General features: G+C 61.3%; 23 protein-coding genes. 11 read left to right on the top strand and 12 right to left on the bottom strand.

Going from position 1 to position 24,294, the window contains the following annotated elements; translation table 11 throughout:
- Window positions 1-23 precede the first annotated feature (23 nt).
- The 4 genes from JKA62_RS00475 to JKA62_RS00460 all read right to left on the bottom strand — a co-directional run bounded on the left by JKA62_RS00475 (window position 24) and on the right by JKA62_RS00460 (window position 3,268).
- Complete coding sequence (locus JKA62_RS00475; RefSeq protein ID WP_011335302.1) at window positions 24-1,037, bottom strand: alpha/beta hydrolase; 1,014 nt, start codon at window positions 1,035-1,037, stop codon at window positions 24-26.
- Window positions 1,038-1,070: 33 nt separating this feature from the next.
- On the bottom strand, window positions 1,071-1,490 hold the full coding sequence (locus JKA62_RS00470) for an organic hydroperoxide resistance protein (RefSeq protein ID WP_201815721.1): 420 nt from the start codon (window positions 1,488-1,490) through the stop codon (window positions 1,071-1,073).
- A 273-nt stretch (window positions 1,491-1,763) separates the two neighbouring features.
- Window positions 1,764-2,228 carry a MarR family winged helix-turn-helix transcriptional regulator gene (locus JKA62_RS00465; protein WP_011335301.1) on the bottom strand — a complete coding sequence of 155 codons (465 nt, stop codon included), beginning with the start codon at window positions 2,226-2,228 and terminating at the stop codon, window positions 1,764-1,766.
- 83 nt (window positions 2,229-2,311) lie between these two features.
- Complete coding sequence (locus JKA62_RS00460; protein WP_201815719.1) at window positions 2,312-3,268, bottom strand: LysR family transcriptional regulator; 957 nt, start codon at window positions 3,266-3,268, stop codon at window positions 2,312-2,314.
- Between the two features lie 112 nt (window positions 3,269-3,380).
- On the opposite strand from JKA62_RS00460, the gene JKA62_RS00455 reads away from it, so the two are divergent.
- Window positions 3,381-4,130 (top strand): sulfite exporter TauE/SafE family protein, encoded by a 750-nt coding sequence (locus JKA62_RS00455; RefSeq protein WP_201815717.1) that lies wholly within the window; start codon window positions 3,381-3,383, stop codon window positions 4,128-4,130.
- Here JKA62_RS00455 and JKA62_RS00450 read toward each other — a convergent pair.
- Window positions 4,120-4,974, bottom strand: a complete 855-nt coding sequence (locus tag JKA62_RS00450) for a LysR substrate-binding domain-containing protein (protein WP_172829543.1) — start codon at window positions 4,972-4,974, stop codon at window positions 4,120-4,122. The genes JKA62_RS00455 and JKA62_RS00450 overlap by 11 nt on opposite strands.
- A gap of 97 nt (window positions 4,975-5,071) precedes the next feature.
- On the opposite strand from JKA62_RS00450, the gene JKA62_RS00445 reads away from it, so the two are divergent.
- Together JKA62_RS00445 and JKA62_RS00440 are read left to right on the top strand one after the other, a co-directional pair.
- On the top strand, window positions 5,072-5,287 hold the full coding sequence (locus JKA62_RS00445) for a DUF1127 domain-containing protein (protein ID WP_007955702.1): 216 nt from the start codon (window positions 5,072-5,074) through the stop codon (window positions 5,285-5,287).
- 64 nt (window positions 5,288-5,351) lie between these two features.
- A complete protein-coding gene (locus tag JKA62_RS00440) occupies window positions 5,352-6,572 on the top strand; it encodes a winged helix-turn-helix domain-containing protein (protein ID WP_201815715.1) in 1,221 nt (406 codons plus the stop codon).
- Between the two features lie 17 nt (window positions 6,573-6,589).
- Here JKA62_RS00440 and JKA62_RS00435 read toward each other — a convergent pair whose 3' ends face one another.
- On the bottom strand, window positions 6,590-7,936 hold the full coding sequence (locus JKA62_RS00435) for a class II 3-deoxy-7-phosphoheptulonate synthase (RefSeq protein WP_007955704.1): 1,347 nt from the start codon (window positions 7,934-7,936) through the stop codon (window positions 6,590-6,592).
- A 150-nt stretch (window positions 7,937-8,086) separates the two neighbouring features.
- On the opposite strand from JKA62_RS00435, the gene JKA62_RS00430 reads away from it, so the two are divergent.
- Complete coding sequence (locus JKA62_RS00430) at window positions 8,087-8,842, top strand: spermidine synthase (RefSeq protein WP_201815713.1); 756 nt, start codon at window positions 8,087-8,089, stop codon at window positions 8,840-8,842.
- Window positions 8,843-8,845: 3 nt separating this feature from the next.
- Here JKA62_RS00430 and JKA62_RS00425 read toward each other — a convergent pair whose 3' ends face one another.
- Window positions 8,846-9,637 carry a crotonase/enoyl-CoA hydratase family protein gene (locus tag JKA62_RS00425; protein WP_064383294.1) on the bottom strand — a complete coding sequence of 264 codons (792 nt, stop codon included), beginning with the start codon at window positions 9,635-9,637 and terminating at the stop codon, window positions 8,846-8,848.
- A gap of 423 nt (window positions 9,638-10,060) precedes the next feature.
- On the opposite strand from JKA62_RS00425, the gene JKA62_RS00420 reads away from it, so the two are divergent.
- Window positions 10,061-11,734: a DEAD/DEAH box helicase gene (locus JKA62_RS00420; RefSeq protein WP_007955707.1), complete on the top strand. Its 1,674-nt coding sequence runs from the start codon at window positions 10,061-10,063 to the stop codon at window positions 11,732-11,734.
- 77 nt (window positions 11,735-11,811) lie between these two features.
- Here JKA62_RS00420 and JKA62_RS00415 read toward each other — a convergent pair whose 3' ends face one another.
- Window positions 11,812-12,579 carry a DODA-type extradiol aromatic ring-opening family dioxygenase gene (locus JKA62_RS00415; RefSeq protein ID WP_011335294.1) on the bottom strand — a complete coding sequence of 256 codons (768 nt, stop codon included), beginning with the start codon at window positions 12,577-12,579 and terminating at the stop codon, window positions 11,812-11,814.
- A gap of 102 nt (window positions 12,580-12,681) precedes the next feature.
- On the opposite strand from JKA62_RS00415, the gene JKA62_RS00410 reads away from it, so the two are divergent.
- Window positions 12,682-13,335: a thiopurine S-methyltransferase gene (locus tag JKA62_RS00410; RefSeq protein WP_011335293.1), complete on the top strand. Its 654-nt coding sequence runs from the start codon at window positions 12,682-12,684 to the stop codon at window positions 13,333-13,335.
- A 59-nt stretch (window positions 13,336-13,394) separates the two neighbouring features.
- Here the strand turns inward: JKA62_RS00410 and htpX are convergent, their stop codons facing one another.
- Together htpX and JKA62_RS00400 are read right to left on the bottom strand one after the other, a co-directional pair.
- Window positions 13,395-14,282 carry a protease HtpX gene (htpX, locus tag JKA62_RS00405; protein WP_011335292.1) on the bottom strand — a complete coding sequence of 296 codons (888 nt, stop codon included), beginning with the start codon at window positions 14,280-14,282 and terminating at the stop codon, window positions 13,395-13,397.
- A gap of 304 nt (window positions 14,283-14,586) precedes the next feature.
- Window positions 14,587-15,798: a pyridoxal phosphate-dependent aminotransferase gene (locus tag JKA62_RS00400; RefSeq protein WP_007955711.1), complete on the bottom strand. Its 1,212-nt coding sequence runs from the start codon at window positions 15,796-15,798 to the stop codon at window positions 14,587-14,589.
- Between the two features lie 225 nt (window positions 15,799-16,023).
- Between JKA62_RS00400 and msrB the strand changes: the two genes are divergently transcribed.
- From msrB to JKA62_RS00385, 3 genes are all read left to right on the top strand, one after another.
- Window positions 16,024-16,419, top strand: a complete 396-nt coding sequence (msrB, locus tag JKA62_RS00395; protein WP_011335291.1) for a peptide-methionine (R)-S-oxide reductase MsrB — start codon at window positions 16,024-16,026, stop codon at window positions 16,417-16,419.
- Window positions 16,420-16,521: 102 nt separating this feature from the next.
- Entirely contained in the window at window positions 16,522-17,007 is a 486-nt protein-coding gene (locus JKA62_RS00390; RefSeq protein WP_011335290.1) for a glutathione peroxidase, read from the top strand.
- The gene (locus tag JKA62_RS00385; RefSeq protein WP_011335289.1) at window positions 17,004-17,465 is read left to right on the top strand and encodes a MarR family winged helix-turn-helix transcriptional regulator; all 462 of its coding nucleotides are present in this window, start codon (window positions 17,004-17,006) and stop codon (window positions 17,463-17,465) included. Before JKA62_RS00390 ends, JKA62_RS00385 begins: the two co-directional genes overlap by 4 nt.
- On the opposite strand, the gene JKA62_RS00380 is transcribed toward JKA62_RS00385, so the two are convergent.
- On the bottom strand, window positions 17,449-19,770 hold the full coding sequence (locus tag JKA62_RS00380; RefSeq protein WP_201815711.1) for a hybrid sensor histidine kinase/response regulator: 2,322 nt from the start codon (window positions 19,768-19,770) through the stop codon (window positions 17,449-17,451). The two genes, JKA62_RS00385 and JKA62_RS00380, sit on opposite strands and share 17 nt — an antisense overlap.
- Before the next feature lie 166 nt (window positions 19,771-19,936).
- On the opposite strand from JKA62_RS00380, the gene JKA62_RS00375 reads away from it, so the two are divergent.
- Both JKA62_RS00375 and JKA62_RS00370 read left to right on the top strand, forming a co-directional pair.
- Window positions 19,937-20,827 carry an ATP-binding protein gene (locus JKA62_RS00375; RefSeq protein ID WP_201815709.1) on the top strand — a complete coding sequence of 297 codons (891 nt, stop codon included), beginning with the start codon at window positions 19,937-19,939 and terminating at the stop codon, window positions 20,825-20,827.
- The gene (locus tag JKA62_RS00370; protein WP_011335287.1) at window positions 20,824-21,306 is read left to right on the top strand and encodes a GAF domain-containing protein; all 483 of its coding nucleotides are present in this window, start codon (window positions 20,824-20,826) and stop codon (window positions 21,304-21,306) included. Before JKA62_RS00375 ends, JKA62_RS00370 begins: the two co-directional genes overlap by 4 nt.
- On the opposite strand, the gene JKA62_RS00365 is transcribed toward JKA62_RS00370, so the two are convergent.
- A complete protein-coding gene (locus JKA62_RS00365) occupies window positions 21,307-24,249 on the bottom strand; it encodes an HD domain-containing phosphohydrolase (RefSeq protein WP_201815707.1) in 2,943 nt (980 codons plus the stop codon).
- Window positions 24,250-24,294: the final 45 nt, after the last annotated feature.

The following is a 24,294-nucleotide window of genomic DNA, read 5'->3' as shown; positions in this document are numbered from 1 at the left end:
GGCTTTTTTGTGCCTGATGAAAATTACTTCTTCAGGTGCTGCTTCAGTTCTTCCGAGGCCTGCAGCATCGCCGAGCGCACTGCCGGCACCTGGCTGACCACGTTGAGCAAACCGTAGTCGTGGATCATGCCGTTGTAGCGCACCGAGGTCACCGGCACCCCGGCTTCGTCGAGTTTGCGGGCGTAGGCTTCACCTTCGTCACGCAGCACGTCAGCCCCCGCAGTCTGCACCAGCGCGGGCGGCAGACCTTTCAATTGCGCGGTGGTTGCCCGCAGCGGCGAGGCGTAGATCTCGTTCCGCTGGTTGGCGTCGGTGGTGTAGTTGTCCCAGAACCACTTCATCATATTGCGAGTGAGGAAGTGCCCCTCGGCGTACTGGTTATACGAACCAGTGTCGAAATTGGCATCGGTCACCGGCCACAGCAGCACCTGGAATTTGATCGCCGGAGTGCCTTTGTCTTTGGCCATCAAGGCGACGACTGCCGCCATGTTGCCGCCGACGCTGTTGCCCGCCACCGCCAGACGCTTGCCGTCGACGTTGATTTCTTTGCCGTGTTCGGCCACCCATTTGGTAGCGGCATAAGCCTGGTTGATCGCCACCGGGTAATGCGCTTCCGGTGAAGGGGTGTAATTGACGAACACCGCCGCCGCACCCGAGCCGACCACCAGATCCCGCACCAGACGTTCGTGAGTCGGGAAATCCCCCAGCACCCAGCCGCCGCCGTGGAAGAACATGAACACCGGCAGCTCGCCCTTGACCCCGGCCGGCCGGACGATGGTCAGGCTCAACGGTTGGCCATCGACCTGGATGGTTTTCTCGCTGACGTCCGCCTTGGGCAGCGTCAGTTTGACCCCGGACTGCGCGCCCGTCAGCACGGCGCGGGCCTCCTTGGGTGTCAGCTGTTCCATCGGTTTGCCGGTGCCGGCATTCAGCACATCGAGAAACGCCTGAGTGTTGTGTTCAACCTCCCCGGCAAATGCGCTGTGGATGGACAGGGCGAGAAGGGTACCGGTCAAGACTTTGCTGAAAGTGTTCATGTTCATTTCCTGTACGGGCTTGAGCGTCAGTGATTACACGGTGACGTGCAGACGCACATCGACGTTGCCACGGGTGGCGTTGGAGTACGGGCAGACCTGGTGGGCTGCGTCGACCAGGCTTTGTGCGTCAGCCTGTTCCAGACCCGGCAGGCTGATGTGCAGGTCGATGTCCAGACCGAAGCCGCCAGGAATCTGGCCGATGCCGACGTGAGCGGTGATCGAGGCCTCGTCCGGGATTTTGCGTTTGGTCTGGCTGGCGACGAATTTCAGGGCACCGATGAAGCAGGCCGAGTAGCCGGCGGCAAACAGTTGCTCAGGGTTGGTAGCCGCGCCACCGGCACCGCCGAGTTCCTTCGGGGTGGCCAGTTTGACGTCGAGGATGTTGTCGCTGGAGATCGCACGACCGTCACGGCCGCCAGTGGAAGTTGCGATTGCGGTGTAGAGAGTTTGCATGGTGTGAGCCTCATCAAGTGTGGTTTGTTGCGCTAATTGTTTGCGCGCTAACTAGGTGCGAAGTGAATGTACTGCGCAAATATTTAGCGCGCAAGATAAATTTTTGAAGAGAGCGGGAATTGGCACTTGGATCGGGCAGGGTCGTGATCTCAAGTTTTTGATATAGAAGGTTTTTTTGAATCTGAAACGAGAGGAAATTTTTTTCGAGGATAAGCGGGGGAAGGTGCGATACGCCTGCGGGCGCAAGGCAGCGCCCACAGGAAAGGGGAACCTTTAAGTGAGGCTGTCCTGCAAATGACCCCGCAAGGCCTGCAACTCGGCTTGCAGGTTTTGCAGGCGCTCCAGCGTGAAGCCGCTGGCCCCCAGGATGCATTGCGGCACGGTTCGGGCCTTGTCTTTCAAGGCGCGTCCCTGGGCAGTCAGTTCAACGATCACCACACGCTCATCTTCCCGGCTACGGGTTCGGCTGAGCAATCCTTCACCTTCCAGACGCTTGAGCAATGGGGTCAGCGACCCTGGATCGGTCAGCAGGCGCGTGCTGATTTCTCCGACGGTCAAACCATCCTTCTCCCACAGCACCATCATCGCCAGGTACTGCGGATAGGTCAGACCAAGCGCTTGCAGCAGTGTCTTGTAGACCTTGGTCATCATCAGCGAAGTGGAATGCAGGGCGAAGCAGGCCTGATTGTCGAGCAGCAGGTCTTCGCAATGATCGGTGGTGCTACGGTCGGTGGTCATGTCGGTGCCTTGAACGGTAATGCAGATGAATCTAGCGCTCGAATCTTTAATGCGCCAGACAATTGTCCCCGGTGGTGAATTGGTCAGTGCCGGCCCAGCTCCCGTTGCAGGGCCAGATCCCACGGCGGCACGGGGCTGAACCGGGTCTTGAGGTACTCCAGCAACAGGCGGCTGCGGGAGCTGGCCTGCTGTTGCAGCCGCAGCGCGTAAATGCCGGCGCTTTCCGGCGTTGGCAGGCCATTTTCACAGAACAGCGGCAGCAACTCGCCACGCAACAGGTATTCGCTGGCCAGCCAGGTCGGCAGATGCGCAATCCCAAGCCCCGCCAGTGCGCCGCACACCAGCGCCTCGGCGTTGTTGGCGCTCATGCGCACCCGCGCCGGGCGGTGCAGTTGCATCTGCCCGTTCTGTTCGAAGCGCCAGGCGAAGGGCGGAGCGAGGCCGTCCCAGTCGAGGCCGTCATGCTCGCTCAATTGCGCGGGTTCGCTCGGCACACCGCGGCGCTTGAGATAGTCGGGGCTCGCGCAGGCGATACGGACTATGCTCGCCAAAGGGGTGGCCACCAACCGGGTATCGGCCATCTGCCCGGCGCGCAACACCAGATCGACCTTGCCCAGGTTCGAACCGTCCATATCGACAAAGCTGTCGATCAGATGCAGTTGCACGTCGAGCCCCGGATACAGCACCAGAAAATCGGCAATTACCGGCGCCAGATGCCGCCGCCCGAAGGCTGCCGGCGCATCCACCCGAATCAGGCCTTCCGGGGCGCTGCTCAGGGACACCGCTTCGGCCCGGGCCAGTTGCAACTCGGCCACAATCCGCCGCGCCCGTTCGGCAAATGCCAGACCCGCCGGCGTGGCCCGCACCGCATGGGTACTGCGGATGAACAGCTGACTGCCGACAGCGCTTTCCAGACTGTCTATGCGCCGGGCAACGGCGGATGGCGTCAGCGGATGTCGCCGTGAAGCAGCAGAAAAGCTGCCGCTCTCCAGCACATCGAGAAACAGCCCGAGTTGTTCGGTCAATTGATTGGGATTCATGAATCAGTCCAGTGCCTATGCGGATTTGGCACAGCCATTGTGCGTTGCTGTGCGTTTCCGTGCCAGCGCCGACTGCGTACGATGAGCTGACTGACGTATGAGGAATTCTGCTGTGATCGAGTTTTTGCTGTACCTGATGTTTGGCGCCGCCCTCGGTACTTTGGGCGGAATTTTCGGCATCGGTGGTGGCTTGATCGCCATTCCGCTGCTGGGCGTGTGGTTCGGGCTTGATCAGCAAATCGCCCAAGGCACGGCGCTGGTGATGGTGGTGCCGAACGTGATGCTCGCGCTGTGGCGTTATCACCAGCGCAACCGCATCGAACTCCGCCATGCGTTGCCGCTGGCGGTGATGGGATTCTGCTTTGCCTGGATCGGCTCGATCTGGGCCGTGGGCATCGACGCGCAGACCATGCGTATCGGTTTTGTCGCGTTCCTTGTGGCGTTGTCGGCCTACAACCTGGTGCGCATGTTCGGCGCGCGTCCGGCAGCGACGTCGGAGATGCGTTATTCATGGCCGTGGCTGGGCGTGCTCGGTGCGGCGTCGGGCACCATGGGCGGTTTGTTCGGTGTCGGCGGGGCGGTGGTGGCAACGCCGGTGCTGACCAGTCTGTTCGGCACCACTCAGGTGGTCGCTCAGGGTCTGTCGCTGGCGCTGGCATTGCCGAGCACCGGCGTCACGCTGGTGACGTACGCGGTGCACCACGAAGTGGACTGGATGATCGGCCTGCCGCTGGCCATCGGCGGTCTGGCCAGCATCAGTTGGGGCGTGAAAGTGGCCCACGCGATGCCGGAAAAACTCCTGCGTGGGCTGTTCTGCGGGTTCCTGGTGCTTTGCGCGGTGATGCTCGCCTTTAAAGTTTGAAGCCTTCGATGATGTGCTCGGCCAGGCATTCGGTGATCGGCGAGGGATTGTTGAGGTTGCGGATCAGCATGATGCTGGCCTCGGGCAGCAGCGGCAGATTTTCGGCATCTCCAAGAATCCGCATGTCGGGGGTAATCAGGCTTTCCAGCTGCGCGGTGATCGCCAGTCCGGCGCTCACCACCGCCATCAATGCCGACAGGCTGGTGCTGTTGTAGGCGATCCGGTATTCGCGGCCCATAGCGTCCAGCGCATTGCAGGCCCACAGGCGACAGAAGCAATCACTGTTGAACATTGCCAGTGGCAACGGCGTCTGCTCGTGGGCGCTGAAGTTCTGCGCCTCGGCCCAGACAAAACGCTCCTTGCGCAGCAGTTGGCCGATCTCGTTGCCTGGCTCGCGGGTGACGATCGACAGATCCAGGTCCGTGCGTTGCAGCAATTGCTTGGTCGACTCGCAGTGCACTTCGATCTGGATCAGCGGATAGAACTGGGCGAAGCGCGACAGGATCCCCGGCAGAAACCGCATCACGTAATCGTCCGGCGTGCCGATCCGCACCGTGCCGACCATGTGCGGCTCGCGCAGGGTGTTGAACACCTCGCTGTGCAATTTCAGGATGCGCCGCGCGTAACCAAGCAACACCTGGCCTTCGGCGGTCAGGCGCACCTGACGTCCGTCGCGCTCGAACAACTGGCGCTGCAACACGTCCTCTTCCAGACGCTTCATCTGCATGCTCACCGCCGATTGGGTGCGGTTGACCATTTCGCCGGCGCGGGTGAAACCGCCCTGATCGGCAATCGCGACAAAGGTGCGCAGAACATCGGTATCGATACTGGGGTACGCCGACAATTGATGAATCTCCGTGATGCATGCCATCAGAAACATTCGTTGGATTGATCGTAGCGCCGGCGCGAGACTTGAGCCATCCCTAAAGGAGGGCAACACGATGAAAGGTCAAAAACTGTATGTGAGCGATGAAAGAGTGCCGGTCCATCTGATTTCCGATCTGCTGCACAAGTTTAGCCGCTGGTACGAACTTCACCGCGAACGCGAGTTGCTTGCCAGTCTGAGCGACGAAGCGTTGAAGGACATCGGGGTCAGCCGTGCCGATGTCGAACATGAGTCGGTGCGGCCGTTCTGGGACGATCCGATGCATAAATGATGAGGCCATTGCTACACAAACCACTTTCAAGTGAGGTAGGTTGCGAGCAGACATGGAGGTACACATGCCCGCGACACTGTCCTTTTCCCTTAAACAGGCTCGACGTCTGGCACTGGCTGCCCAAGGGTTTCACGGGCGCCAGCCGCCGGCTGTCAAGGCCATGCACCTCAACCGGCTGATCGAACGCCTCGGTCTGTTGCAGATCGACTCCGTCAACGCCGTGGTGCGCTCGCACTACTTGCCGCTGTTTTCCCGTCTCGGTTCCTATTCTGCTGACTTGCTCGACCAGGCTGCCTGGAGTTCGGGGCGACGTAGTTCGCTGTTCGAATACTGGGGCCATGAGGCGTCTTTGCTGCCGTTGTCGATGTACCCGCTGATGGGCTGGCGCATGCAGCGGGCCAAGCGCGGTGAAGACATTTATCAGCAACTGGCGCGGTTTGGTCGCGAGCAACAGGACACCATTCGCCGGGTGCTGGCGTCGGTCGAAGAGCAGGGCGCATTGGGCGCCGGCAGCCTGTCGACCCGCCAGGAAAAGGCCGGACCGTGGTGGGACTGGAGCGCGGAGAAGCACGCGTTGGAATGGTTGTTCGCTGCCGGCGAAGTCACTGTGGCCGGGCGTCGTGGTTTCGAGCGGTTGTATGACTTGCCGGAGCGGGTGATTCCGGCTTCTGTGCTGCACCAGCCACTGCTCGATGAAGCCGAGGCGCAACGCGTTTTGCTGTTGCATGCAGCGCAGGCGTTGGGTGTCGGCACGGAAAAGGACCTGCGTGACTACTTCAGGCTGAACCCCTCCGATGCGCGCCCGCGCCTGGCGGAACTGGTCGAGGACGGACAACTGCTGACCTGCGAAGTCGCCGGATGGCGCCAGATTGCTTATTGCCTGCCCGAGCCGAAAGTCCCGCGCAAGGTCGAGGCCAGTGCATTGCTGTCGCCGTTCGATTCACTGATTTGGGAGCGCAGCCGCACCGAGCGGCTGTTCGATTTCCGCTATCGGCTGGAGATTTACACGCCGCAGGATAAACGGGTCTACGGCTATTACGTGTTGCCGTTTCTGCACAACGAACGGATCGCTGCGCGGGTTGATCTGCGCGCCGAACGGGCGGCTGGGCGGTTGGCGGTGCATGCGGTGCACGAGGAAGAAACGGGGCTGGACGAGGCGGGGATGCTGGCGCTGGCGCTGAACTTGCGGCGCATGGCGGACTGGTTGGGGCTTGAGCAGGTGCAGCTCAATTGTCAGCGGGAAAGTGCAGGGAGGTTGCGGATGGCGCTGGCTCAAATTGACTGAGCCCGCGCCATCGCAATTCAGCGTTTGACCTGTTTCAACGTCTCGGCAATCAAGAACGCCAGTTCCAGCGACTGATCGGCATTCATCCGTGGGTCGCAGTGAGTGTGATAGCGATCCGACAAGCCATCCTCAGTGATCGGCCGCGCGCCACCGATGCACTCGGTGACATTCTGCCCGGTCATCTCGATGTGGATGCCGCCCGCGTAGCTGCCTTCCGCTTCATGTACCTGGAAGAACTGTTTCACTTCGCCAAGGATCTGCGCGAAGTCGCGGGTCTTGTAACCGCTGCTGGCCTTGATGGTGTTGCCGTGCATCGGGTCGGAGCTCCACAGCACCTGCTTGCCTTCGCGCTGTACCGCGCGGATCAGCGCCGGCAGGTGATCGCCGACCTTGTTCGCGCCCATCCGCGCGATCAGGTTCAGACGGCCCGGATCGTTGTCCGGGTTGAGCACGTCGATCAGGCGGATCAGGTCGTCGGGGTTCATGCTCGGGCCGACTTTGACCCCGATCGGGTTGTTCACCCCGCGCAGGAATTCGACGTGGGCGCCGTCGAGCTGACGGGTGCGGTCGCCGATCCACAACATGTGCGCCGAGCAATCGTAGTAATCGTTGGTCAGGCTGTCGCGGCGCACGAAGGCTTCTTCGTAGTTCAGCAGCAGCGCTTCGTGGGCCGTGAAGAAACTGGTCTCGCGCAGTTGCGGCGAGCTGTCCATGCCGCAGGCGCGCATAAAGGCCAGGGTTTCATCGATGCGGTCGGCGAGGTGGCTGTACTTCTCCGCCAGCGCCGAGTTGGCGATGAAATCGAGGTTCCACTTGTGCACCTGATGCAGGTCGGCAAAACCGCCCTGGGCGAAGGCGCGCAACAGGTTGAGGGTGGCGGTGGACTGGTGATAGGACTGCAGCAGACGCTCCGGATCCGGTACGCGGCTGGCCGAGTCGAAACCGATGCCGTTGACGATGTCGCCCCGGTAGGCCGGCAGGGTCACGCCGTCGATGGTCTCGTCGTTGGCCGAGCGGGGCTTGGCGAACTGACCGGCCATGCGCCCGACTTTCACCACCGGGCAGCCGGCGGCGAAGGTCATGACGATCGCCATTTGCAGCAATACTTTAAAAGTGTCGCGAATCTTCGCGGCGGAGAACTCGGCGAAGCTTTCCGCGCAATCGCCGCCCTGCAGCAGGAACGCCCGGCCCTGGGTGACTTCGGCAAACTGACGACGCAGCTCGCGCGCTTCGCCGGCAAATACCAGCGGCGGATAGCTGGCCAGCGTCTGCTCGACCTGGCGCAGATGCGCGGCGTCGGGGTATTGGGGTTGTTGCTGGATCGGCAGGGCGCGCCAGCTGTCAGGGCTCCAGGGTTGGCTCATCACGGTCTCTAAGGTTCTACGCACGGACGGCCATGTTAGCAGCAATTAGTGCGTGACCTGCTCCCGCCGCTTCGCCGACAATCGCCGCTTTGCCACGGCACCACAGCGGTGCCATCGCGTCACCGCGCCCGGTGACCACCAGGAGACGAAATGACTGAGGAGCGCGTCGAGCTGTTGCTCGCCGAGGTACAGGATGAGTTCGGCGTGATTCGCGTGCTGGAAGTGGCCGACTACCGCTTTCTGGAGTTCGGCGATGCGATCGAGCAAAGCTGTGTGTTCACCGCCGACCCGAGCTGGCTGGAGTATGACTACACCCGGGCGATGCTGATCGGCGCGTTGTGCCACGAGCAACCGGAGAGCGCGCTGTTTCTCGGGTTGGGCGCAGGAACGCTGACCCAGGCCTGCCTCAAGTTCCTGCCGCTGGAAGATGTCGAAGCCATCGAGCTGCGCCCCGACGTACCGCGTCTGGCCATCGAATACCTCGGGCTGGATGACGATCCACGGCTGTACATTCGCGTCGGCGATGCCCTCGAACTGCTGCCGACGGCTGAACCGGCGGATCTGATCTTCGTCGACCTTTATACCGATGTCGGCCCCGGCGCCGGGCACCTTGCGTGGAATTTCCTCGGCGATTGTCAGAAACGTCTGAATCCCGGTGGCTGGCTGGTGATCAACCAATGGGCCACCGATGACGGCAAACCCTTGGGCGCGGCGCTGCTGCGCGGGCTCTATCACCGGCATTACTGGGAGCTGCCGGTGAAGGAGGGCAACGTGGTTCTGATCGTGCCGGCGGATCTCGATCAGGTGCTGGACATGCAGGCGCTGACTGCCCGGGCTGAAGCGCTGGCGCCTAAGCTGGGCTACTCGTTGCAGACGTTGATCAACTGCATACGTCCGGCGACCTGATCTTCAAAGGCCTTTGAAAACGCCGGGCCTGCGCTCCACCAGCGAGCGCACGCCTTCCTTGGCATCTTCGGTGGCCAGCAACTTCTTCACCAGCGGCGGCAAGCTCTTAGCCGCTGCGGTCTCGCCTTCATAGCGCGCCTGACGCGCCGACATCAGCGTCGCCTGCACGCCCAGCGGCGCCTGCCGGGCAATCCGTTCGGCCAGTTCGATGGCGCGTGGCAGCAGATCCTCGCTGGCCATGACTTCCTGCACCAGCCCCAGGCGCAAGGCGTCATGGGCATCAAACTCATCGCCGGTCAGCAGCCAGCGCATCGCATTGCCCCAGCCGGCGATCTGATGGAAGCGCAATGTCGCACCGCCGAACGGAAAGATCCCGCGCTGTACTTCCATCTGCGCGAATCGAGTATTGCTGGCGCACAGGTTGATGTCGGCGGCGAGCATCAGCTCGATGCCGATGGTCAGGCAGTAACCCTGCGCAGCGACGATCACCGGTTTGCTGACCCGTGGTCCGACGAAAACGCCCCACGGATCGCAACCGCCGGGCGGCACCTGCCAGCCCTGGGCGAGGGCAGAACTGGCGTTGACCAGATCGAGCCCCGCGGTGAAATGCTCGCCATGCCCGAACACCACCGCCACGCGTGCGTTACTGTCGGCCTCGAATTCGCCATAGGCCAGGGCCAGGTCGTTGAGGAGGTCGAGGTCGAAGGCGTTGCGCTTGGCAGCGCGGTCCAGACCGATCAAATGCACATGACCGTGGCGCGCACGGCTCACGCGGCCGGGGCAGGGCTGATTCATGGGTGTTTCCTCGCAGGGGAAGAAAGGGTGCAGCGACCAGATGCCGCACATCGGTGAATCGTTTAAGCGCCATCGCCCGCAGGGCCGGGGTCTTTGAAAAGTAGACCTTTGCCCGATTATCCGCAAAACCCCGTTACACAGCGGTGACAACTGTATTTTGCCGATAAAAAAATGCTCCCTTTTTGGGCAAATTCCGGTATAGTGCGCGCCGGCCTTTAACCGGGCCGCGTTTAGGTAGCGCAATTCCCCGAAGTCAGCTTCGGCTGCACGTCCGCACTGCGGGCTCTTCCTTGACGATTCTTTTTCATTCATTCGTTTTCGCAAATCCCCGCCGACAAAGCTGCCAGGGCGACTCTTGAGTCTCAACACGGCATGTGCAGCTTTGGAGCATGGGTCTTTGCGGATGCACTTAGAGGCAGACCCATGACCCAGGAAATCGGCGGCTTCGCCGCTCTTGAACTTCATCCCAATATTGTCGCTGCAGTAGTCGCTACCGGCTATGAAGAGCCTTCGGCCATTCAGCAGCAGTCGATCCCGATCATCCTCGCCGGTCACGATATGATTGGTCAGGCGCAAACCGGTACCGGTAAAACCGCTGCCTTTGCCCTGCCTATCCTGCACCGCATTGATCCGTCCAAGCGCGAGCCGCAAGCTCTGATCCTGGCCCCAACTCGTGAGTTGGCGCTACAAGTTGCAACCGCTTTCGAAACCTACGCCAAGCAAATGCCGGGCGTGACTGTTGTGGCTGTCTACGGCGGCGCGCCGATGGGCCCACAATTGAAAGCAATCCGTAATGGCGCACAGATCGTTGTCGCCACTCCGGGCCGTCTGTGCGACCACCTGCGTCGCGACGAAAAAGTGCTGCAGACCGTGAACCACCTGGTTCTCGACGAAGCAGACGAAATGCTCAAACTGGGCTTCATGGACGACCTCGAAGTGATCTTCAAGGCCATGCCGGAAACCCGTCAGACCGTATTGTTCTCGGCGACCCTGCCGCAATCGATCCGTGCCATCGCCGAGCGTCACCTGCGCGATCCAAAGCACGTGAAGATCCAGAGCAAGACCCAGACCGTTACCGCGATCGAACAGGCTCACCTGTTGGTTCACGCTGACCAGAAGACCTCTGCCGTTCTCAGCTTGCTGGAAGTGGAAGATTTCGACGCTCTGATCATGTTCGTGCGCACCAAGCAAGCGACCCTGGATCTGGCCAGCGCCCTCGACGCCAAAGGCTACAAAGCCGCCGCGCTGAACGGCGACATCGCCCAGAACCAGCGTGAGCGCGTGATCGACTCGCTCAAGGATGGCCGTCTGGACATCGTTGTGGCGACCGACGTTGCCGCCCGTGGTCTGGACGTTCCGCGTATCACCCACGTGTTCAACGTGGACATGCCGTACGATCCGGAATCCTACGTGCACCGTATCGGCCGTACCGGCCGTGCCGGTCGCGAAGGCCGCGCGCTGCTGCTGGTGACGCCACGTGAGCGCCGCATGCTGCAGGTGATCGAGCGTGTGACCGGTCAGAAAGTTGCCGAAGTGCGTCTGCCCGACGCCCAGGCCGTTCTTGATGCCCGCATCAAGAAACTGACCAACAGCCTGTCGCCGCTGGTGGCTGACGCCGAATCGACTCACGGTGATCTGCTGGATCGCCTGACCGCTGATATCGGTTGCACCCCACGCGCCCTGGCTGCCGCACTGCTGCGCAAGGCCACCAATGGTCAGGCGCTGAACCTGGCAGCGATCGAGAAGGAACGTCCACTGGTGCCGAACAGCGCGCCACGTGGCGACCGTCCTGAGCGTTCCGGTGATCGTCCGGACCGTGGTGACCGCGAGCGTCGTGCTCCGATGCCACTGGGCGAAGGCCGTGCACGTTGCCGTACCGCGCTGGGCGCGCGTGACGGTATCGCGGCGAAAAACCTGCTGGGCGCCATCCTCAACGAAGGTGGTCTGGCACGTGAAGCCATCGGTCGCATCCAGGTGCGTGACAGCTTCAGCCTCGTCGAGCTGCCGGAAGATGGTCTGGACAAACTCCTGACCAAGCTGAAGGACACTCGCGTTGCCGGCAAGCAGCTGAAACTGCGTCGCTACCGCGAAGATTGATCCGCCTCTGGGCTGATTGATCGAACATAAAAAATCCCCGACTGGTTCGGGGATTTTTTTTGCCTGCGATTTGGGCATCAGTCGAAGCGGTAGATGTCCATGCCCAGCGCACCCATGGTGAAACCTTGATGGGCAACGCTGAAGTCGCCACCAGCACCTCGGGCGAAGTAAAGCGGCAGCAGATGTTCATCACTTGGATGGCTGCGCACGGCGTTCGGTGCCTGCTGGCGGTAATCGTGCAATGCGGCTTCGTCGTTGGCAGCCAGTTTGTCGACAATCCAGTCGCGGAAGTCCCGGGCCCACGGCTCGACGCTTTCCGGGCCGGCGTGCCAGTCCAGTTCTCGCAGGTTGTGGGTGATGCTGCCGGAGCCGATCAACAGAATGCCCTGTTCGCGCAGTCTGGCCAGCGCCTGGCCGACGCGGTTCTGCAACGCCGGGCCGCCACGGCTGGGCAGGGAAACCTGAACCACCGGGATATCGGCCTGCGGGTACATCAGCGACAGCGGCACCCACACGCCGTGATCGAACGGTCGTTGCGGGTCGAGGCGCGCCGGCAGGTTGTTGGCAGTCAACAGGTCGGCAACCTCGCGGGCCAGTTGCGGATTGCCCGGGGCCGGATATTGCACTTCAAACAGCGCGCGAGGGAAACCGCCGAAGTCGTGCCAGGTTTCCGGTTGCGGATGGCTGCTGACCAGCAGTTCATGGCTTTCCCAATGGGCGGAAACGATGATGATGGCTTTCGGGCGTGGCAGTTCGGCCGCCAGCCGCGCCAGTGCCGGGCCACTGGCGCCGGGCTCCAGCGCCAGCATGGGCGAGCCGTGGGAGATAAACAGGCTGGGAAACATGGAAGGGTTCCTGAGCGTTAAGATGGCTCATCTTCAGTCAGTTCATTGATCTAATTCCAATATAAGTTTTAACGCCTTTTGATCGAATTCTTAGGAGGATGCATGCAGCCGGAGTTTTGGCACAAGAAGTGGGAATCGAACCAGATCGGCTTTCACCAGCTTGAGGTGAACCCGTATTTGCAGCGGCACTGGCCCGATCTGGCCATCCCGGTGCAGGCGCGTGTGTTGGTGCCGTTGTGCGGTAAAAGTCTGGATCTGCTGTGGCTCGCCGGCCGTGGTCATCAGGTGCTGGGCGTCGAGCTTTCGGAAAAGGCAGTGGAAGACTTTTTCCATGAGCAGCAATTGCAGCCGCAGGTGAGCGAGCAGGGCGACTTCAAGGTTTATCGCGCCGACGCGGTCGAGTTGTGGTGCGGGGATTTCTTCTCGCTGACGATGGCTGACGTGGCGGGTTGCACCGCGTTGTATGACCGTGCGGCAGTGATTGCCTTGCCGCCAGCGATGCGCGAGCGTTATGCGGCGCATCTGCAGAGCATTCTGCCGGCGTGTCGAGGGCTGTTGGTGACGCTGGATTATGACCAGTCGCAGATGCCAGGGCCGCCATTTTCCGTAGACGATGCCGAAGTGCAGCGTTTGCTGGGCAGTGTCTGGCGCGTCGAGATGCTGGAGCAGCAGGATGTACTCGGTGACAGCTGGAAGTTCGTGCAGGCCGGCGTAACCCGGCTTGAGGAACGGGTTTACCGGATTCGCGGGGTGTAAACGACAGGCAAAAAAAGGCCCGCATCACTGCGGGCCTTTTCATTGGTGCGCCGGTTTGATCAACCGCGACGACGCAGGGCGTCGATACGCTCTTCCAGCGGCGGGTGGCTCATGAACATGCGGGCGAACCCTTGTTTGATGCCACCGTTGATGCCGAAGGCGTTCAGGGTGTCCGGCATGTGCACCGGCAGGCCCTGTTCGGCGCGCAGGCGTTGCAATGCGTTGATCATCGCGCCGGTACCGGCCAGGCGGGCACCGGCATCGTCGGCACGGAACTCGCGCTTGCGCGAGAACCACATCACGATCGCGCTGGCCAGAATGCCCAGTACCAGTTCGGCGAAGATGGTCGCGATGTAGTAGGCCATGCCCTGGCCTTCTTCGTTCTTGAAGATTACCTTGTCGACGAAGTTGCCGATGATCCGCGCGAAGAACATCACGAAGGTGTTCACCACGCCCTGGATCAGTGCCAGGGTAACCATGTCGCCATTGGCCACGTGACCGATCTCGTGAGCCAGCACGGCCCGCACTTCGTCTTCCTTGAAGCGTTCGAGCAAGCCCTGGCTGACCGCAACCAGTGCGTCGTTCTTGTTCCAGCCGGTAGCGAAGGCGTTCGCTTCGTAGGCCGGGAAAATCCCGACTTCGGGCATCTTGATTCCGGCTTCCCGGGACAGTTGCTCGACGGTTTGCAGCAGCCATTGCTCGTGACGAGTGCGTGGCTGGGTGATGATCTGGGTGCCGGTGCTCATCTTCGCCATCCACTTGGAGATGAACAGCGAGAACAGGGAACCGGCAAAACCAAAGACTGCACAGAAAACCAGCAGCTGACTGAGGTTGAGATCAACCCCGTTGGCCGCCATGAACCCGTTGAAGCCAAAAAGGCTCAGGGTGATGCTGGCTATCAGCACGACCGCCAGGTTAGTGGCCAAAAACAGCAGGATGCGCATCATGGTTGTAGAAGTCTCCTCAAGCTAAAGATGTAGCGTACTGCGGGGTATATAAGGTGCGGCACCTGGCGATTCAACCGAGTGACTATTTCAAACTGTGTCCTACACCGGATTTGCCGGGCTATGGGACATTTCCCACTTCTAAATCCGGTATGGATGACAGGCACGCGCCACCCGGTCTCATTGCGTCAGGCACGCATGATTCGTATGAGTCGCAAGTGTAGAAGGTGCTGGAGTAGGGGCGCAGCAGAAGTGTTGCTGAATCAGACAGTGCGCAACGTTCGGGCCGTTGCGCACTGAGCGCCGGTTACTGGCGGTAGGACTTGAGGAAGTTGCCGATGCGACCGATGGCCATGTCCAGGTCATCGACCCGCGGCAGGGTGACCACGCGGAAGTGGTCAGGCCACGGCCAGTTGAACGCCGTGCCCTGCACCACCAGCAGCTTCTCGGAGAGCAGCAGGTCGAGCACGAATTTCTCGTCGTTGTGGATCGGGCAGACTTTCGGGTCGATCTTCGGGAACGCGTACAGTGCGCCCATCGGCTTCACGCAGCTAACGCCGGGAATGTCGTTGAGCAGCTCCCAGGTGCGGTTGCGCTGTTCCAGCAGGCGACCTTGCGGCAGTACCAGATCGTTGATGCTCTGATAGCCACCCAGGGCGGTCTGGATCGCATGCTGACTCGGCACGTTGGCGCACAGGCGCATGTTGGCCAGCATGTCGATGCCTTCGATGTAGCTGTGAGCGTTGTGTTTCGGCCCGGAAATGGCGATCCAGCCGGAACGGAAACCCGCCACGCGATACGACTTGGACAGGCCGTTGAAGGTCAGGCACAGCAGGTCCGGGGCCAGCGAAGCGGTGCAGATGTGCACGGCGTCGTCGTAAAGAATCTTGTCGTAGATTTCGTCGGAGAACACCACCAGATTGTGCTGGCGAGCCAGTTCGAGCATGCCCAACAGCACTTCCTTCGAATACACCGCGCCGGTCGGGTTGTTCGGGTTGATGATCACCATCGCCTTGGTGTTCGGGGTGATCTTGGCCTTGATGTCGGCCAGGTCCGGGAACCAGTCGGCGCCCTCGTCGCACAGGTAATGCACAGCGTTACCGCCGGCCAGGCTCACGGCTGCGGTCCACAGCGGGTAGTCTGGCGCCGGCACCAGCACTTCGTCACCGTTGTTGAGCAGTGCCTGCAGCGACATCACGATCAGCTCGGACACGCCGTTGCCCAGATAGATGTCTTCGATGCCGACACCTTCGACCTGCTTCTGCTGGTAGTACTGCATCACCGCCTTGCGCGCGCTGAACAGGCCTTTGGAATCGCTGTAGCCCTGGGCGGTCGGCAGGTTGCGGATCACATCCTGGAGAATTTCGTCTGGCGCTTCGAAACCAAAGGGTGCCGGGTTGCCGATGTTCAGCTTGAGGATGCGATGGCCTTCCTCTTCCAGGCGTTTGGCGTGCTTGAGCACCGGGCCGCGAATGTCGTAGCAGACGTTGGCGAGCTTGTTCGATTTGCTGAACTGCATGGCGATGTGATCCCGAAAATGAACGATCCAGGCGGCGGGTGGACAACCGTGCTGGGAATCCTGCGTCTTCACACAGGCAAGTGTCTCGAGCGGCGGTTTCCAACAATCCGTTTGAATGCGCAGGAACCCGCTGCCAGACTGGCGTGTGACGAGGCGCAATCATACGTGCCGCCCGATCCGTGGAAAAGGTACAGATCGGGCTTTTTCAGCCGCTGAGGTGTGATGATGGAAAAGATTGAAAAGACCCTGGAAGAATGGCGGGCGATGCTCGACCCCGAGCAGTTCAACGTGTGCCGCCTGAGCGCCACCGAGCGACCGTTCTCCGGCAAGTACAACGCCACCAAGACCGATGGCGTCTACCACTGCATCTGCTGCAACGAACCGCTGTTCGACTCCAAGACCAAATTCGACTCCGGCTGCGGCTGGCCAAGCTTCTACGCGCCGATCGGCGACAACGCCATGACCGAAATCCGTGACACCAGCCACGGCATGATTCGCACCGAAGTGAAATGCGCCAAGTGCGATGCGCACCTTGGCCACGTCTTCCCTGACGGCCCGCCGCCGACCGGCCTGCGTTACTGCATCAACTCGGTGTGCCTGGACCTGGTGCCGCGCGAGTAACCGATACGGGCGATCCACGGGTCGCCTTTCGAATAATTAAATTGCACGCAATTCAATTGCTCGCTATTTTTGCCGTCTATCCATTTTTCAAGAGTGCGCACCATGAGCGATAACCTGCTGAATATTCCGTGCACCACCATCAAGGGCGAGCAGAAGACCCTCGCCGATTTCGCCGGCAAGGCGGTGCTGGTGGTTAATACCGCCAGCAAATGCGGTTTCACTCCGCAGTACAAAGGCCTTGAGGAACTGTGGCAGACCTACAAGGATCAGGGCCTGGTGGTGCTGGGTTTTCCGTGCAATCAGTTCGGCAAGCAGGAGCCGGGCAACGAAGGCGCCATCAGCGAGTTCTGCGAGCTGAACTACGGTGTCAGCTTCCCGCTGTTCAAGAAGATCGAAGTCAACGGTACCGGCGCGCACCCGCTGTTCGTGCAGTTGAAGAAGCGCGCGCCGGGCGTGCTGGGCTCCCAGGGCATCAAGTGGAACTTCACCAAATTCCTGATCGGCAAGGACGGCCAGTTGGTCAAGCGCTTCGCCCCGGCCACCAAGCCGCAGGATCTGAGCCGTGAGATCGAAGCCCTGCTCAAATGAACAACCTGTCCGCCGATTCGCTGAAACTCGACAGTCAGCTGTGCTTCAAGTTGTACGCCGCATCGCGGGCGGTGATCCGTGCCTACAAACCGATGCTCGATCAGCTCGGCCTGACCTATCCGCAATATCTGGCAATGCTGGTGTTGTGGGAATGGCAGCAAACTGCGCCGGAGCAACCGACAGTCAAGGCGCTGGGTGAGCGTCTGGCACTGGACTCCGGCACGCTGACGCCGCTGCTCAAGCGATTGGAGCAACTGCAACTGGTTCAGCGTCAGCGCTCGGCCCGGGACGAGCGTGAAGTTCATCTGAGCCTTACGCGGCAAGGGCAGGCGCTGCGTGAACAGGTCGGGCCGTTGAAGGCGCGGCTGTTGTGCGACAGCGGGGTTGATCTGGACCGGCTCAATGACTTGCGTAGCGGTCTTGATCACTTGCTGGGGCAGATCAAAGCACTGTCGTAGTCGGAATCCACTGGTCCAGCAGCGCCGCCAATTCTTCACGACGGAACGGCTTGGCCAGATAGTCGCTCATGCCCGCCGCCCGGCAACGTTCGCGCTCCTCGGACATGGCGTTGGCGGTCAGGGCGACGATCGGCAGATGCGGCCAGCGTCCGCTTTGACGAATCTGGCGGCTGGCTTCGTAACCGTCCATCACCGGCATGTTGCAGTCCATCAGTACCAGATCGAACTCGTCGTGTTCCAACTGATCCAGCGCCTCCACGCCATGGGCGGCAACCACCACATCGCAGCCGAGTTTGCCCAGCATGCCCTTGGCCACCAGTTGATTGACCGGGTTGTCCTCCACCAGCAGTACCCGACCGCGCCGCTGCGACGGCACGCTTTCGAGGCGTGCGCGGTCGATGGTGGTGAGGTCCGGCTGCAGTGTCCGACGCAGATTCTGATACAGCGCGTTGCGGGCCAGCGGTCGAGCCTGCTGCTGCAATGGGGCAAGGGCAGTGGCTTCTTCACCCGGCATGAAACTGCCATAAGCCGTCACCAGCAGAATCGGCGCCGTCATCGCCGGACGCAGACCGAACAGGCATTCGGGGCAATCGGTGATGATGACGTCGGGGGACAGGCCGAGCAGCGGGTCGTCGAGGGTTCGCTGTTCGTAGGTCAGCCCCCAGACCGGCAGCAGGCTTTCCAGCAGCTCCGCCAGCCCGCTGACCGCGTTGGTGATCGCCAGCACCTTTCCGTGCAACGGGGGTGGAATCACCGCGCGGGTGTGGCAGGGCAGTGGCAGCTCAGCGCAGAACTGACTGCCGAAACCCACTTCGGAACTGATGGTCAGACGCCCCTGCATGGCTTCGCACAGGTTATAGGTCAGTGCCAGACCGAGCCCGGTGCCGCCGTACTGGCGAGTGATCCCGGCACCCGCCTGGGTAAACGGCTGGAAAATCTTCACCTGCGCTTCCTGGGCGATGCCGATGCCGGTGTCGCAGACCTCGATCCGGACGCCGTCCTTCCAGGTGGACAAACGCACATCGACCCGGCCGAAACGAGTGAATTTCAGGGCATTGGACAGCAGGTTGCTGACGATTTGCCTGACCCGGGTCGGATCGCCAAGCACCAGCGCCGGGAAGTGCGGATCGATCAGGCAGGTCAGTTCCACACTCGGCGCCGCGTTTTGCGACAGCAGGTTGGCAGTGTCTTCGATCAGTGAGCCGAGATCGAAGGGAATGTGTTCGAGCTCCAGCTGCCCGGCATCGAATTTGGACAGGTCGAGAATGTCGTTGAGCAATTCCACCAATACCTTGCCGGAGTCGTGGGCGATGGACAGTTGTTGCTGCTGTTCGGCGTTGAGCGGACCATCGAGCGACAGAGCGATCATTCCCAGCAAGCCGTTGAGCGGGGTACGGATCTCATGGCTCATGTTGGCGAGGAATGCCGAGCGAGCCTCGGCCATGTCCAGTGCCGTACTACGGGCCACTTCCAGTTCCTGGTTGGACTGGCTGAGTCGCGCGTTGATCGCCTTGAGCTCGGCGGTACGCGCCGAGACGATGTCTTCGAGTTGTGCGAGGTAGTCGGTGAGACGGTTTTCCGCATTGCGCCGTTGCTGGATTTCCGTGGCGATGTTCTCGAACTGCTGATTGGCAACTTTGACCAGCACGCCGATCTCGTCATTGGCGTGCCCGCCCGGACATTCCAGGGTGGTCGGCTCGGCACTGCGCGGGTCGCGGCCGCTGAGTTCACGGATCACTCGCACCAGGGGTTTGGTCAGCATCACGTAGAACAGCGCGAGCAGGATCCCGGTCAGGATCAGGCTGCGGGCGAAACCGTTGAGCAGCGTGACTTCCGCGCGGCGCAGAAAGCGGCTGCCAAAGGCGAAGGTATCGACTTCCAGGCTCAGGGTGCCGAGGGATTCGTTGGGCAAGTGATCGAGATAAAGACGGTCTTCGAACTGACGTTTGGCGCCAAACAGGAAGTCGCTGATCATCCGGTAGCCGCTTTGCAGCTCCGGACGTTTGACGCTGGCCAATACGGTCTGGTTGTTATCGGTGAGTCTTGCAGAAATGATGGCCGGCGAGCGCAGCAGGCCCAGGGTCAGCTCCTGCGCCAGTTCGGCATCGATGTTGTAGGCGATGCGTGAGGCCGGGTTATGGCTGATTTCCAGCAAAGACAGGATTTCACGGTTGATGGACGCGTCTTCACTGGCATAATCGATGCCGATTTGCAGCAGGCTGAGCAGCGTGCCCAGAATGAACCCGACCAGCACGGTAAGCCGCGCCTGTTTGTACGACAGCCGGTGGGTGAATTTGATATCCATGGGGTGTTGAACCACTTCCGTTTCCCTTCGCTGCTCAAGCATAGTCGATCATGCACGGATTCCGGGGTTCCCGAAGCGCCTTGTAACAAGGCCCGGGACAGGTTTCGGACGCTGTCTGTCTTTGCTGCACCGCCATCATCACTGTGAACGAGCCCGAGGAGAAGACGTGGATTCCCGATTGAATGCTTTTCTTGAGCGCGCCGAGTCGGTTCTGGCGCGGATCGAACCGCTATTGCCGGCTCCACGCCCGGTCATCGACTGGGGCACCTGCCTCGCCGCACGCTGGCAGCGTGACGGGCGCAGCGGTTATCTGCTGCCGCTGGAAGTCAGCCTCGACATGCGCCTGTCGGACTTGATCGGCGTCGACCGCCAGCTGGAGCAACTGGGCCGCAACACTCAGCAATTTCTCGACGGCATGCCGGCCAACCATGCGCTGCTGTGGGGTTCGCGCGGTACCGGTAAATCGTCGCTGGTCCGCGCGCTGCTGGCTGAACACGCCAAGGCCGGTTTGCGTCTGATCGAAATCGAGCGCGATCACCTGGCGGACCTGCCAAGGGTGGTGGCGCAGATCGCCAAGCTGCCGCAGCGTTTTGTGCTGTTCTGCGACGACCTCTCGTTCGAGTCCGGCGAAGGCGACTACCGCGTACTGAAAAGCGTGCTGGACGGCTCGCTCGAACAGGCGCCGGACAACGTGTTGCTTTACGCCACCTCCAACCGTCGTCATCTGGTGCCGGAAAAGGAGAGCGACAACGAAAACTGGAAGCGCGTCGATGGTGAGCTGCATCCGAGCGAAGCGGTGGAAGACAAGATCGCGCTGTCGGATCGCTTCGGCCTGTGGCTGTCGTTCTATCCGTTTACCCAGGAACATTTCCTCAACGTCGTCGAGCACTGGATCGGCCAGTTGGCCGCCAAGGCCGGTCTGGACTGGCAGCGCGACGAACAACTGGACATCCTCGCCGTGCGCTGGGCAACCGGCCGTGGCAACCGCAACGGACGTTGCGCTCACCAATTCGCCCGTTACTGGGTGGGACTGAAATTGTTGGAGCACAAGGCATGATTGATTTGCAACAGAGCGGCCAAGGCCTCGAAGGTTATGGCATGTTGGCCGCGCAACTGGAGTCGCTGCTGGCGGACGAACGCGATTTCATCGCCAACGCCGCACAGTTTTCGGCGTTCCTGTTCAACCAGCTCGATGACCTGAACTGGGCCGGTTTCTACCTCAATCGCAACGAAGAGCTGGTGCTCGGTCCGTTCCAGGGCCAGATCGCCTGCGTGCGCATTCCGTTCGGTCGCGGTGTGTGCGGCGCGGCGGCTGCCAGCCTGCAGACACAACGGGTCGAAGACGTTCATGCGTTTCCTGGCCATATCGCTTGCGACAGTGCGTCGAACAGCGAACTGGTCGTGCCGTTGGTCAAGGACGGCCGTCTGATCGGCGTGCTCGACCTCGACAGCCCGAAGCTCGCGCGTTTCGGTGCCGACGATCAGGCCGGGATCGAACAACTGGCGGCGATTTTCCTGCGCCTGACCGACTGCTGATCACGCCGCCAGGCCTGCCTTGAGCAGCACGGCCGCCGGGTCCACGGCATCGATCTGCCGTGGATCGAGAAACCGTGTGGCGTACTGCAGATACACGCCATCGCGGATGAACAGCTCGAACAACTCGGCATCGATGTGCGCTTCACGGCACATGGTGGCCATGATCCCCAGCGCCTCACTGAGGGACTTGGCCTTCTTGTATGGACGGTCGGCGGCGGTCAGGGCTTCGAATATATCGGCAATCGCTATCATGCGCGCCGGCAGGCTCATGTCCTCGCGTTTCAGGCGCTTGGGATAACCGGTGCCATCCATCTTTTCGTGATGCCCGCCGGCGATTTCCGCGACGCTGTTCAAATGCCCGGGGAAGGGCAGATGACTGAGCATCAGGATCGTCTGCACCATGTGGTGGTTGATGATGTAGCGTTCTTCGCGGGTCAGCGTGCCCCGGGGGATGCTCAGGTTGTACAGCTCGCCGCGATTGTATTTGTAGGGCGGCACGTCGAGCTTGAATCCCCACGGATTGTCCTCCGGAATCAACTCGCCTTCGGCGCGTTCCAGCAGATGCTCCGGCTTGTCTGCCAGCAACGGTTCGGTGACCGGCAAGTGCGGTGCCGGGGTGCGTGCCTGACGCCGGTTCTCTTCCCATGACAGGCCCAGCCGATCATCCAGCGTGCGCGTCCAGGTACGTCGGGCGATGCCTTGCAGACGTTGCAGGTCGGCCTCGGCCATCGCTTCACTGCCCAGATTGCAGTGGGCGACGAATGCAAAATCATCATCCAGCGCTGTCAGGGTTGCGTCGCGCAGATCGGCCAGTTGCCGCTCTTCGCCGCCCATGGCCAGGGCTTGCCAGTAGCTGACCCAGGCGTCGCGCTTGAGCACTTCGAAGCGGGTGCGGATTTCGTGCAGGCGATCGTTCAGGGTTTCCAGTTTGGTGGCTTTGTCGACCACGTATTCCGGGGTCGTGACTTTGCCGCAATCGTGTAGCCACGCGGCGATGTGCAAGGCCTCCCATTCATCTTCGTTCGGCTGGTAAGCGCTGAAGGCCGGCGCCTGACTGGCTGCAGCGGCCTGGGCGAGCATCAGGGTCAGTTCCGGCACGCGCTGGCAATGCCCGCCGGTATAAGGGCTCTTGGCATCGATGGCGCCGGCCAGCAATTGAATGAACGCGTCCAGCAATTGTTTCTGCCGGGCTTGCAGGCGCTGGCTCTCTATACTCACCGCCGCCGCCCCGGACACTGCTTGCAGGAAGGCGATGCGGTCGGGCCGCAGCTTTTCCAGATCACTCGCCGTGCCGCTGTCATTGATCAGCAGCACCAGCAGGCCGACGGTTTCGTTGTGCCGGTTATGCAAACGGATACCGATCAGATGAACCCTCGGTGACGCCATGGCCAGCAGCACTTTGCGCAGATCGGTGGCCTGTTCGAAGCCCAGATTGCTCACGACTGTGTCGGCGCTCGCCAATTGCCGAAACCATTCGGGCCCCTGAGTAGCGTCAAGGTTGCGTCCCTGAATGTCGAACGCGGTCAGGGCTTGAGAGGCGCCATCGACCACCAGTCCGTAGGGCTCCATGCGATTGCCGTCGTTTTCCCGCAGATAGATCAGGCCCGCCTGAGCCTGGGCGATCTGCACGGTCTCGAACAGGGCCCGCTGCAGCAGCGGTTCGAAGCGGGTTTCAGCAGTCAGGCTGTCGGTGATCCGAAAGAAGCTGGCCAGGGTGTCCTTCATGCGCGCCATCGACAGGCTCAACTGGTCAATCTCCAGTACCAGCGATCGACGGGTCACGGGAAAATTGAAATCGAAACTGCGGATCGCATCGGCTTCCTTGACCAGTGCGTGTAGCGGTTTGACCAGAATTCGCGAGATCAGCCACCCGAGCGGCAGGCATAGCAGCAGAGTAGCCAGCGTGATCAACGCGCCCTGCCAGCGCATGCGATAGGCGTCGACCAGCAACTCGTCCTCCGGCACCAGCAACGCCATTTGCAAACCTTTCGGCCCGCCTTCCTGCAACTGGCTGCGGGCGACGATCCATAGCCGGCCGTCGGCCTTGAGTCGATTGCCCTGATGGCCGGACAACAAGGCGTCAAGGGCGGGGCTCAAGTCGGCAGCCTTGGCCAGACGCGCCGTTCGGTCATCGACGATCAGCCGGCTGCTGTCGGGGTAGGCCACGGCGTTGCCATCGGCATCGAACAGGACGATTTCCGTGGCCGGCGTCACCACGTGTTTGATCAGGGTTGCGGAGAGTGCATCAAGGGTCAGGTCGGCGCCGATCACTGCGCCATCACCGCTGCGCCGGGCCAGCGTCGTGCCGACGTTATGGGTGGAAAAAAAGACGTAGGGTTCGGTAGTGATCTGTTCGGTCTGCTGCCGTGCGTTGATGTACCACGCTCGGCTGCGGGGATCATAAGGATCGTCGGGGTTGTCCTGCCGGCCGACCGGGGACAGTGCCTGGTCGAAGAACAGCGACTGCGAATGCGCCTGACCGCTGGCGTCATGTTCGATGCTCCAGACCTGAAACGCCGCTGCGTCCGGTGCCTTGAGCAGGGTTTTCAGCGCCGGCGTGCGCAAAGGACGAACCATGAAGAAGTCGCCGTTGCCATACCCCAGGTACAGCGAGGCCAGATCCGGATTGTCCGTCAGGGACTGGCTGAACGGCTTGAGCAGCGCCAGGCGTGGTTCGAGGCCGGAAGAGCGGGCGGCGGGATTGTCCGCCAGCAGGCTCAGCAGGTGTCTGATCGGTTCATAGGTGGCCTGCAGATCGAGGCGCACATCCTGCTCGATGCGGTTGAACAGCTTTTCGCTGCTCGACAGGATGATCTGCGTGGTCTGCCGATAGTTGAACAGACCCAGCACCACCCCGGTGAGCAAAAGCAAAAAGGTGAACATGACGCTGATGTGCACATGCAGCGGAAACCGGCGTTGTTCCGGGCGCAGTGGGCTGGGCATTGCGGACTCTCCGTGTAGGTAAGCACACTGCTCAGCGTCCAAGCA

It is taken from the genome of Pseudomonas sp. B7, assembly GCF_016735645.1.
Taxonomy (GTDB): domain Bacteria; phylum Pseudomonadota; class Gammaproteobacteria; order Pseudomonadales; family Pseudomonadaceae; genus Aquipseudomonas; species Aquipseudomonas glycinae.
Note: the sequence above shows the minus strand (reverse complement) of the source record. Positions and strands in the feature narration are given on the sequence as shown.